Annotated in this window: 9 protein-coding genes and 1 pseudogene; 3 read left to right on the top strand and 7 right to left on the bottom strand. The window is 70.5% G+C overall.

Annotated elements, in window-relative coordinates; translation table 11 throughout:
- Nucleotides 1-93 precede the first annotated feature (93 nt).
- Nucleotides 94-687 carry a riboflavin synthase gene (locus tag A5711_RS02555; RefSeq protein ID WP_067943772.1) on the bottom strand — a complete coding sequence of 198 codons (594 nt, stop codon included), beginning with the start codon at nt 685-687 and terminating at the stop codon, nt 94-96.
- A 129-nt stretch (nt 688-816) separates the two neighbouring features.
- On the opposite strand from A5711_RS02555, the gene A5711_RS02550 reads away from it, so the two are divergent.
- Nucleotides 817-1,524 (top strand): LppX_LprAFG lipoprotein, encoded by a 708-nt coding sequence (locus tag A5711_RS02550; RefSeq protein ID WP_067943770.1) that lies wholly within the window; start codon nt 817-819, stop codon nt 1,522-1,524.
- Nucleotides 1,521-3,077: an MFS transporter gene (locus tag A5711_RS02545; RefSeq protein WP_067943768.1), complete on the top strand. Its 1,557-nt coding sequence runs from the start codon at nt 1,521-1,523 to the stop codon at nt 3,075-3,077. The genes A5711_RS02550 and A5711_RS02545 overlap by 4 nt, the downstream gene beginning before the upstream one ends.
- A 6-nt stretch (nt 3,078-3,083) precedes the next feature.
- On the opposite strand, the gene ribD is transcribed toward A5711_RS02545, so the two are convergent.
- The 4 genes from ribD to fmt form a co-directional block, all read right to left on the bottom strand.
- Nucleotides 3,084-4,106: a bifunctional diaminohydroxyphosphoribosylaminopyrimidine deaminase/5-amino-6-(5-phosphoribosylamino)uracil reductase RibD gene (gene ribD / locus A5711_RS02540; RefSeq protein ID WP_067943766.1), complete on the bottom strand. Its 1,023-nt coding sequence runs from the start codon at nt 4,104-4,106 to the stop codon at nt 3,084-3,086.
- Nucleotides 4,103-4,792 (bottom strand): ribulose-phosphate 3-epimerase, encoded by a 690-nt coding sequence (rpe, locus tag A5711_RS02535; RefSeq protein WP_067943764.1) that lies wholly within the window; start codon nt 4,790-4,792, stop codon nt 4,103-4,105. Before rpe ends, ribD begins: the two co-directional genes overlap by 4 nt.
- Before the next feature lie 144 nt (nt 4,793-4,936).
- A complete protein-coding gene (locus tag A5711_RS02530; protein ID WP_067943762.1) occupies nt 4,937-6,325 on the bottom strand; it encodes an RsmB/NOP family class I SAM-dependent RNA methyltransferase in 1,389 nt (462 codons plus the stop codon).
- Entirely contained in the window at nt 6,322-7,254 is a 933-nt protein-coding gene (gene fmt / locus A5711_RS02525; RefSeq protein WP_067943774.1) for a methionyl-tRNA formyltransferase, read from the bottom strand. The genes A5711_RS02530 and fmt overlap by 4 nt, the downstream gene beginning before the upstream one ends.
- Before the next feature lie 169 nt (nt 7,255-7,423).
- Between fmt and A5711_RS02520 the strand changes: the two genes are divergently transcribed.
- Nucleotides 7,424-8,236 (top strand): class I SAM-dependent methyltransferase, encoded by an 813-nt coding sequence (locus A5711_RS02520; RefSeq protein WP_067943760.1) that lies wholly within the window; start codon nt 7,424-7,426, stop codon nt 8,234-8,236.
- Here A5711_RS02520 and A5711_RS02515 read toward each other — a convergent pair.
- Nucleotides 8,233-8,721, bottom strand: coding sequence for a MarR family winged helix-turn-helix transcriptional regulator (locus A5711_RS02515; protein ID WP_067943758.1), 489 nt, complete (start codon nt 8,719-8,721; stop codon nt 8,233-8,235). The two genes, A5711_RS02520 and A5711_RS02515, sit on opposite strands and share 4 nt — an antisense overlap.
- 128 nt (nt 8,722-8,849) lie before the next feature.
- Nucleotides 8,850-9,382 (bottom strand): annotated as a pseudogene (locus tag A5711_RS02510) (primosome assembly protein PriA); the annotation flags it as partial.

Here is a 9,382-nt window from a genome sequence, read left to right as displayed (position 1 = left end):
CCGTGCTACACCCCATCCGGCGAGCCCTACTGGACGCCTCCGGGCGAGCCCTGCTGAGCGAACCGGCGCGGCGCGCACTTTTCCGAAGGCGGCCTAGCGCGGGGTGAGCAACCGCTCAACGTATTTCGCGATCACGTCGACTTCGAGGTTGACCTGCGTGCCGACCGGGGCGCGGCCCAGCGTGGTCAGCTCGCGGGTGGTAGGGATCAGCGAAACCTCGAACCAGTCGGCGCCGAGCCCGGAGACCGTCAATGAAATGCCGTCGACGGTGATCGATCCCTTCTCGACGACGTAGCGGGCCACCGCCGCGGGGATCTCGATCCGCACCACTTCCCAGTGCTCGGACGGCGCCCGGCTCACCACCTGCCCGGTCCCGTCCACGTGCCCCTGCACGATGTGCCCGCCGAGCCGGCTGTTGACCGCCGCGGCGCGCTCCAGGTTGACCGGGCTGCCCACCTGCAGGGAGCCCAGGTTGGACCGGTTGAGGGTTTCCGCCATCACGTCGGCGGTGAATTGGCCGTCCGGCAGCAGCTCGACGACGGTCAGGCAGACGCCGTTGACGGCGATCGAGTCGCCGTGCCCGGCGTCGGAGGTCACGACCGGTCCGCGGATGGTGAGCCGGGCGGCGTCGGCGAGCATGTCGCGGCCCGTCACCTCCCCGAGCTCCTCGACAATTCCGGTGAACATTCCATCAGGTTAATCGGCCGTCCGGATGCCGCGGTCGCACTGGTGAGCAGGCCAAAGCGTCGGCGCCGGGCCGACACCGCGGCCCCACGTGTCCCAAGCCGGTCATGGGCACCCTCTACGATGCAAGGTATGCAGACCCGCCGCCGTCTATCGGCCGTCCTCGCATCCCTGACCCTCGCCACCGCCTTGATCGCCGGCTGCTCGTCGGGCTCAAAGCAGAGTGGCGCCCCGCTGCCCGACGCCACGACCCTGGTCAAGCAGTCGGCCGACGCCACCAAGAATGTGAAGAGCGTGCACCTCGTGCTGAGCATTCAGGGCAAGATCCAGGGGCTGCCCATCAAAACGCTGACCGGTGACCTCACCACGGCGCCGGCCACCGCCGCCAAGGGCAACGCCACGATCACCCTCGGTGGGTCCGACATCGACGCCAATTTCGTGGTCGTCGACGGCAACCTGTACGCCACCCTGACGCCCAACAAGTGGAGCGACTTCGGCAAGGCGTCCGACATCTACGACGTGTCGGTGCTGCTGAACCCGGACACCGGGCTGGCCAACGCGCTCGCCAACTTCACCAACGCCAAGGCCGAGGGCCGCGACACCATCAACGGTCAGAGCACCATCCGCGTCAGCGGGAACGTCTCGGCGGATGCGGTGAACAAGATCATGCCGCAGTTCAACGCGACGCAGCCGGTGCCGAGCACGGTGTGGATCCAGGAGACCGGCGACCACCAGCTGGTCCAGGCGAACATGCAGAAGAGCTCCGGCAACTCCATCCAGGTCACCTTGTCCAACTGGGGTGAGCAGGTTCAGGTCACCAAGCCCCCGGTGAGTTCATGAGTTCGCAGGCCGGCCGCCGCGTCGCGATCAGCGCCGGCAGTCTGGCGGTCCTGCTGGGCGCCCTGGACGCCTATGTCGTCGTGACGATCATGCGCGACATCATGAGCGACGTTCACATCCCGATCAACCAGCTGCAGCGCATCACCTGGATCATCACGATGTACCTGCTGGGTTACATCGCCGCCATGCCGCTGCTGGGTCGGGCCTCCGACCGCTTCGGCCGCAAGCTGGTGCTGCAGGTCAGCCTGGCCCTGTTCATGGTCGGGTCGGTGGTGACCGCACTGGCCGGGCATTGGGGCGATTTCCACCTGCTGATCGCCGGCCGCACCATCCAGGGTGTGGCCAGTGGCGCGCTGCTTCCGGTCACACTCGCGCTGGGCGCCGACCTGTGGGCACAGCGCAACCGCGCCGGCGTGCTGGGCGGCATCGGCGCCGCACAGGAGCTCGGCAGCGTGCTGGGCCCGCTGTACGGGATTTTCATCGTGTACTTGTTCCACGACTGGCGCTACGTGTTCTGGATCAACGTCCCGCTGACCCTGGTCGCGATGGCGATGATCCAGTTCAGCCTGCCGTCGCACGAAAAGGTCGAGAACCCTGAGAGGGTCGACCTGGTCGGCGGTGTACTGCTCGCGGTCGCCCTCGGCCTGGCGGTGATCGGCCTGTACAACCCGCAACCCGACGGCAAACAGATCCTGCCGAGCTACGGGCTCCCGCTGGTCATCGGGGCGGTCGTGGTGGCGGTGCTGTTCCTGCTCTGGGAACGGTTCTCCCGCACCCGGCTGATCGAGCCGGCGGGCGTGCACTTCCGCCCGTTCCTGGCCGCGCTGGGCGCATCGCTGGCCGCGGGCGCGGCGCTGATGGTGACCCTGGTCGACGTGGAGCTGTTCGGCCAGGGCGTCCTGCAGATGGACCAGACGCAGGCCGCCGGGTTGCTGCTGTGGTTTTTGATCGCGCTGCCGGTCGGCGCGGTGCTGGGCGGCTGGATCGCCACCCGCGTGGGCGACCGGGTGATGACCTTCATCGGGCTGCTGATCGCGGCCTACGGCTACTGGCTGATTCACTACTGGCGCCAGGACGTGTTGAGCCAGAAGCACGACATCTTCGGGGTGTTCAGCGTCCCCGTGCTGCATGCCGACCTGCTGGTGGCCGGCGTGGGCCTCGGCCTGGTGATCGGGCCGCTGACCTCCGCCGCCCTCCGGGTTGTTCCGTCCGCCCAGCACGGCATCGCCTCGGCGGCGGTGGTGGTGGCCCGGATGACGGGCATGCTCATCGGCGTGGCCGCGCTCAGTGCGTGGGGCCTCTACCGGTTCAACCAGATCGTCGCCGGGTTGACGGCCGCGATACCCCCCAACGCCTCCCTGCTGGAGCGGATCGCCGCGCAGGGGACGATGTACCTCAAAGCGTTCGCCATGATGTACGGCGACATCTTCAGCGCGACCGTGGTCATCTGCATCGCGGGTGCGCTACTGGGCCTGCTGATCGGTGGCCGCAAGGAACACGCCGAGGAGCCGGAAGTCCCTGAGCCGCAAACGATCTCATTGGGCGAGCGCTAAGCGCTCCTAGTCGCCGCGCGGCACCAGGCTGAGCAGCAGGTCCGGCCCCACCCGGTCGACTCCGTCGAATTGCCAGCGCAACGCCCGCGCGATGGTGGGCACCCCGACGTCGTTGACCGCGGAGACCGGGCCGCCGAGCAGCATCGGCGCGACGTACACCAGGATGCGGTTGACCGCCCCGGCCCGCAGAAACGAGCCGGCGAGGGTGGGGCCGCCCTCCAGCAGGACGTCGGTGCGATCCGACAGCGCCTTGACCACCTCCATGGGATCGTGCGTGCGGATCACCATGGTCCGCGAATCGTCGTTGAGAACCTTTGCCTCTGGCGGTATCTCGCGCATGCCCACCACCACTCGCAGCGGCTGCCGGTCGGCCAGCGAGCCGTCGGGCAACCGCGCGGTCAGCGCCGGATCGTCGGCCAGCACGGTGCCGGTGCCCACCACGATCGCGTCCGCGGCCGCGCGGCGGCGATGCAGATCCAACCGCGAAGCCTCGCTGGAAATCCACTGACTGGTGCCATCGGCGGCCGCGCTGCGGCCATCGACGCTGCTGGCGTACTTCCACGTCAGGTGCGGCAGCCCGGCCCGCCGCTTGTGCAACCACTCCCGCAGCGGTCCGCCGGCCACTTCGTCGGCCAGTACCCCGGACGTCACCCGCACGCCCGCTTCCGTCAGCCTGGCCGCACCGCCGGCGGCGACCGGATTCGGGTCGGCCACCCCGTACACCACGGCCCCCACCTTGGCTTCCAGCAGGGCGTTCACGCACGGTGGGGTCTTGCCGTGGTGGTTGCAGGGCTCCAGGGTGACCACCGCGGTCCCGCCGGCCGCCAGCTCGCCGGCCCGCCGCAACGCCAACACCTCGGCGTGGTCGCCACCGGCGGGTTCGGTGCCGCCGACTCCGACGACCACGCCGTCGGCGTCCAGGATGACGGCGCCCACCGGCGGATTCGGATAGGTGGCGCCCTTGACGTGGTTGGACTGCTCGATCGCCAGGCGCATGGCGGCATCGAGGCCGTCGGCGGGTTGATTCATCGGCGCAGGTGCGGCGACGCGGCGGCGGCCTGCCTCCGCAGCGCCGCTATGGCGGCCTCCGGGTCCTCCGCGCCGTAGACGGCCGACCCGGCGACGAAGCAGTCGACGCCGGCCTCGGCGGCCTGCTCGATGGTGTCGTCGTTGATGCCGCCATCGATTTCGACCAGGATCGTCAGCTCCCCCGCGTCGATCAGCTTGCGCGCGGTGCGGACCTTGCTCAGCACCTCGGGAATGAAGCTCTGGCCGCCGAAGCCGGGCTCGACCGACATGATCAGCAACGTGTCGAACTGCGGCAAGATTTCTAGGTACGGCTCCAGCGGGGTTCCCGGCTTGACGCTGATGCCCGCCTTGGCGCCGGCCGCGCGGATGTCGCGCGCCACCGCGACCGGGTGGTCGGTGGCCTCGGCGTGGAAGGTGACGTTGTAGGCGCCCGCCTCGGCGTAGCCGGGCGCCCAACGGTCGGGGTCCTCGATCATCAGATGGCAGTCCATCGGGATGGCCGTGGCGGTGAGCAGGCTCTCGACCACCGGCAGGCCGATGGTCAGGTTGGGCACGAAGTGGTTGTCCATCACGTCGACGTGCAGCCAGTCGGCGCCCACCACCGCGGCCGCTTCGTCGGCCAGCCGCGAGAAATCGGCGGACAGGATGGACGGCGCGATCAGGGGCTTACCGGTGTTGCCAGGCATGTGCGCCACACTACTGAGCCGCGCCGAAGGGTTCACGCTTCACGGCGCAGCGCGGCGGCGGCCGGGTCCGTTGAGTCGCCACCCCGCTACCCCGCTTCGCGGCGCAGCGCGGCGGCGGCCGGGTCCATTTGAGTCGCCACCCCGCTACCCCGCTTCGCGGCGCAGCGCGGCGGCGAACATGGCGTCGGTGCCCTGCCGATGCGGCCACAGCTGGACGTGCGGCCCATCCCCCAGCCCGGTGACGGGCTCGAACAGCGGCCGGGTGTCCAACGCGGACACCGGGTGCCGGCGCAGCGCGTCGGCGACCACCCCGACGGTTTCGGCGAGGTGGGGCGAACATGTAGCGTAGAGCACCACACCGCCGGGCCGGGTGAGCGCGATCGCGGCGCCCAGCAGCTCGCGTTGCAGCTTCGTGAGCGTCGGCACGTCGGAGGGCTGTCGCCGCCACCGCGCCTCGGGGCGGCGCCGCAACGCGCCCAGCCCGGTGCACGGGGCGTCGACGAGCACTCGGTCGAAGGTCGGCTCGAGTTCGGTCTGCCGCCCGTCGACCCGCAGCACGTCGACCGGGAGCCCCCGGGTGTTCTCGGCAACCAGGTCGGCGCGGCGCGGGTTCGGCTCCACCGCGGTGACGCGCGCCCCGGATCCGGCGCCCAGCGCGGCGAGCAGCGCGGTCTTGCCGCCCGGTCCGGCGCACAGATCGAGCCACCGGCCGGTGTCCTCCTCGACCGGCGCCAGCGTCAGCGCCCGTGCCACCAGCTGGCTGCCCTCGTCCTGGACCAGGGCGGCGCCCTCGCGCACCGGCGCCAGCCGCCCGGGGTCGCCACCCGGCAGGTACACCGCATAGGGCGAATACCGGCCGACCGTGCCACCCACGACGTCGGCCAGTTCCGTGGCCGTCAGCACCCCGGGACGGGCCGCCAGGTGCACCTGAGGCCGTTCGTCGTCGCTGGCCAGCACCGCGTCGAGCTCGGCCGCGGCCGCGCCCAAGGCGTCGGCGAACGCCTGCGCGATCCAGCGCGGGTGCGCGTGCACGAAGGCGGCATGTCCGACCGGGTCTCGCGACGGGTCGGGCGCCAATTCCTCGACCCAGGACTTCTCGTCGCGCGCGGAGATTGCGCGCAGTACGCCGTTGACGAAACCCGCGCGGGCCGAATCGAATTCGATACCGGCCTGCTCGACCGTGGTGGACACCGCGGCGTACTTGTCGACGCGGGTGCGCAGCAACTGGTACGTGCCGAGCCGCAGCAGGTCGAGCAGCACCGGGTCGATGCTGTCCGGCGAGCGGGCGGAGGCGGCGCCGATGACCGCGTCGAGCAGGCCACGGGTCCGGCAGGTGCCGTAGGTCAGCTCGGTGGCGAACGCGGCGTCGCGGCCACTGATCCCGCGTTCGCGCAGCAGCGCGGGCAGGGCCAGGTTCGCGTATGCGTCGCGCTCGCTGACCGCCCGCAGCACCTCGAACGCGGCGGCGCGCGCGGGGTCGAGTGGTCGGCGCCGCTTGCCGCGTCCGCGATCCGGCGGCCTGGGCCGGCTCACGTCGCCCGCACAGCGGAGTCGAGTCGCGCGCCGCGGGCCCAGTCGACGGCGTTCATGAATTTCTTTCCGGGCGGCTGTATTTCGCCCAGACGCACCGCTTGCGAACCGGTGCCTATCCACACGCTCTTACGGTCGACGTGAATAGCGCCGGGCGCCAGCGATTCTGGGCCATCCGCGTCGATGTGCACCGGACCGAGCTTCACCCGGAGGTCGCCGATCAGGGTCCAGGCGCCGGGGTTTGGCGTCACCGAACGGATTCGGCGCTCCACGATCGGCGCAGGCAGGTCCCAGCGCACCCGGGCCTGCTCGACGGTGATCTTCGGCGCGAGGCTGACGCCGTCGGCGGGTTGCGGCCGGGGCGTCAACGTCTGATCGGCGATGCCGTCCAGCGTCGTCGATAGCAGCGCCGCGCCCGAAACTGCCAGTCGCTCAAGCAGTTCGCCCGCGGTGTCGGACGGCCGGATCGTCTCGGTGACGACGCCGTAGATGGGGCCGGAGTCCAGGCTGGGCTCGATCCGGAACGTGGTCGCACCGGTGATGGTGTCGCCGGCCGCGATCGCCGCCTGCACCGGGGCCGCCCCGCGCCAGGCCGGCAACAGCGAGAAGTGCAGGTTGATCCACCCGTGCGGCGGCACCCCGAGCAGGCCGTCGCGCAGCAGCGCGCCGTAGGCCACGACCGCGCAGCAGTCCGGCGCCAACTCCGTCAGTTCGGCGACGAACTCTTCCGCGTTCGGCCGCGCCGGTCGCAGCAGCGGAATGCCACGGTCGAGCGCTTCGCGGGCCACCGGCGAGGGCTGCGGCTTGCCGTGCCGCCCGACCGCCGCGTCGGGCCGGGTCAGCACGGCGATCACCTCGTGACGTGGCGAGTCGATGAGGCGGCGCAGCGCGGGCAGCGCGGGTTCGGGGGTGCCGGCGAAGACAAGACGCACCGGCACAGTCTAGAAAGCCGCGGCGGCCGTCCGGCCCGAAGTTGCGCTTGTATACTATTGCTAATGCATACTATTGCTACAGGTCACTATTTAGTCGCGTGACCGCACTGCCGTGCTAGGGACAACGAGGTCGAGTGGGCAGCCCTTTCCTTACCTTCAAGGAGGCCTGATGACTCTCGACACCACGATCAGCGACGCCGCCCCCCATCGCGCGGTATGGGCGCTCGGCGACTACGCCCTGATGGCCGAGGAAGTGATGGCCCCGCTGGGGCCGGCCCTGGTCAAGGCCACCGGCATCGGGCCGGGCGTGCGGGTGCTCGACGTCGCGGCCGGCTCGGGCAACATCTCGCTTCCGGCCGCCGCGTCGGGCGCCGCCGTCGTTTCCAGTGATCTGACCCCCGAGCTGTTGCAGCGGTCGCGCGCCCGCGCCGCGGCCCATGGCCTGACGATCGACTACCGGGAGGCCAACGCGCACGCGCTGCCGTTCGGCGACGGCGAGTTCGACGTCGTCATCTCCGCGATCGGCGTGCAGTTCGCGCCGGACCAGCAGCGGGCCGCCGACGAACTGGTCCGGGTCTGCCGGCCGGGCGGGACGATCGGCGTGATCAGCTGGACGCCGGAGGGATTCTTCGGCCGCATGCTCGCCACCATCCGGCCGTACCGGCCCAGCCTGTCGCAGGCCGTGCCGCCGGCCGCGCTGTGGGGACGCGAGGGCTACGTCACCGGATTGCTCGGCGAGCGCGTCGGCCGGATGACCGCGGTGCGGGGAATGCTGGAAGTCAACCGGTTCGAAAGCGCCGAAGCGGTGCACACGTACTTCAAGAACCACTACGGTCCGACGATCGAGGCCTACGCGAACATCGGGCACAATCGGGTGCTGGCCGCCGAGCTCGACGCCCAACTCGTCGAGCTCGCGCAGCACTACCTCGCCAACGGCACCATGAACTGGGAGTATCTGCTGGTCACCGCCGAGAAGCGCTAGAGATCGATCTCGGCATCCAGGTGCACGTCCGGCTCGCCGCCGGCGGCGGTGAACGCGGTCAGGGCCCGCACCAGGCCGTGGCGTTCCGGCGGCGGCATCTTCTCCACGATGGTCGCGATTTCGTTGCGCCGGTACGCCGTAACCTGACGAACGACCTCCCGCCCCCGCTTCGTCAGCGCGGCCAGCAGCTCGCGCCGGGACGTCGGGTGCGGCAGGCGGTCGATCAGCCCCGCCGCGACCAGCCGATCGACCATCCGCCCGGTGGCGGATGGCTGCACCCCGAGCAGACCGGCCAGGGTGGCCAGGTTGACCGGGCCCCGATTCGACAGGATTACCAGCGTCCGGAACTGCGGGATCGTGATGGTCTCGTCCACCTGACCGATCGAGCGCGCCGAAATGGCAACCAGCAAGCGGGAAGCCGTCAGCAAAGCGTCAGTGATGACGTCCAGCGACTCGTCCGCCGTCGTCGCGTTGTTTGCTGCCATGTCGGCCCCTTCTCCGAACCGTCTCCGGCATATCGGCGGCTAAAGATCAGGAACTGCCAAGGCTCCCAATGTCGTAGTCAGGCATTATTTCCGACGCATACTATCCCCTCGGGCAGGATTTGGCGAGGTCACCCGATGTGCAGGGGGTCGATCTGCACCCGGACCGGCTCGTGGGTCTGGCGGGCGGACAGCACGCTCACGCCGCGACGCAGCGCAGCGGCCAGCGCCAGCCCCTGCTCTCTGCGGGCGCGCACCAGCATCCTCGTCACCGGGACGCCCGTCGGCGTCCCCGCCGGGCGGCGCACCCCAGCCGGCAAATCCACCGGGCCCAGCACGTCCGCCCCGTCTGGCAGCCCGGCCTCGTCGAGCAGCGCCGCCACCGCATCGGCCGCGCCGTCGAGCGCCGCCATGTGCACGCTCGGCGGCAAGCCCACCTCGGCGCGAGCCGCCAAGTCGGCGTCGGCGTGACCCACCGGATCCCAGCGGATCAGCGATTGGACCGTGGGGATCGATGATTCGGCCACCACCAGCACCACCCCGCCGTCGCCGCGGGGACGCACCAACGCCGCCGCGGTCATCCAGCGCCACAGCGCGTCCTCGGCGGCACGCAGGTCTTGTCGGCCCAACAGCGCCCAGGTGTCCAGCAGCAGCGCCGCGCCGT

The sequence above is a fragment of the Mycobacterium sp. E2238 genome (genome assembly GCF_001672665.1).
Classification (GTDB): domain Bacteria; phylum Actinomycetota; class Actinomycetes; order Mycobacteriales; family Mycobacteriaceae; genus Mycobacterium.
This window is presented reverse-complemented; position numbering and strand designations above follow the sequence as displayed.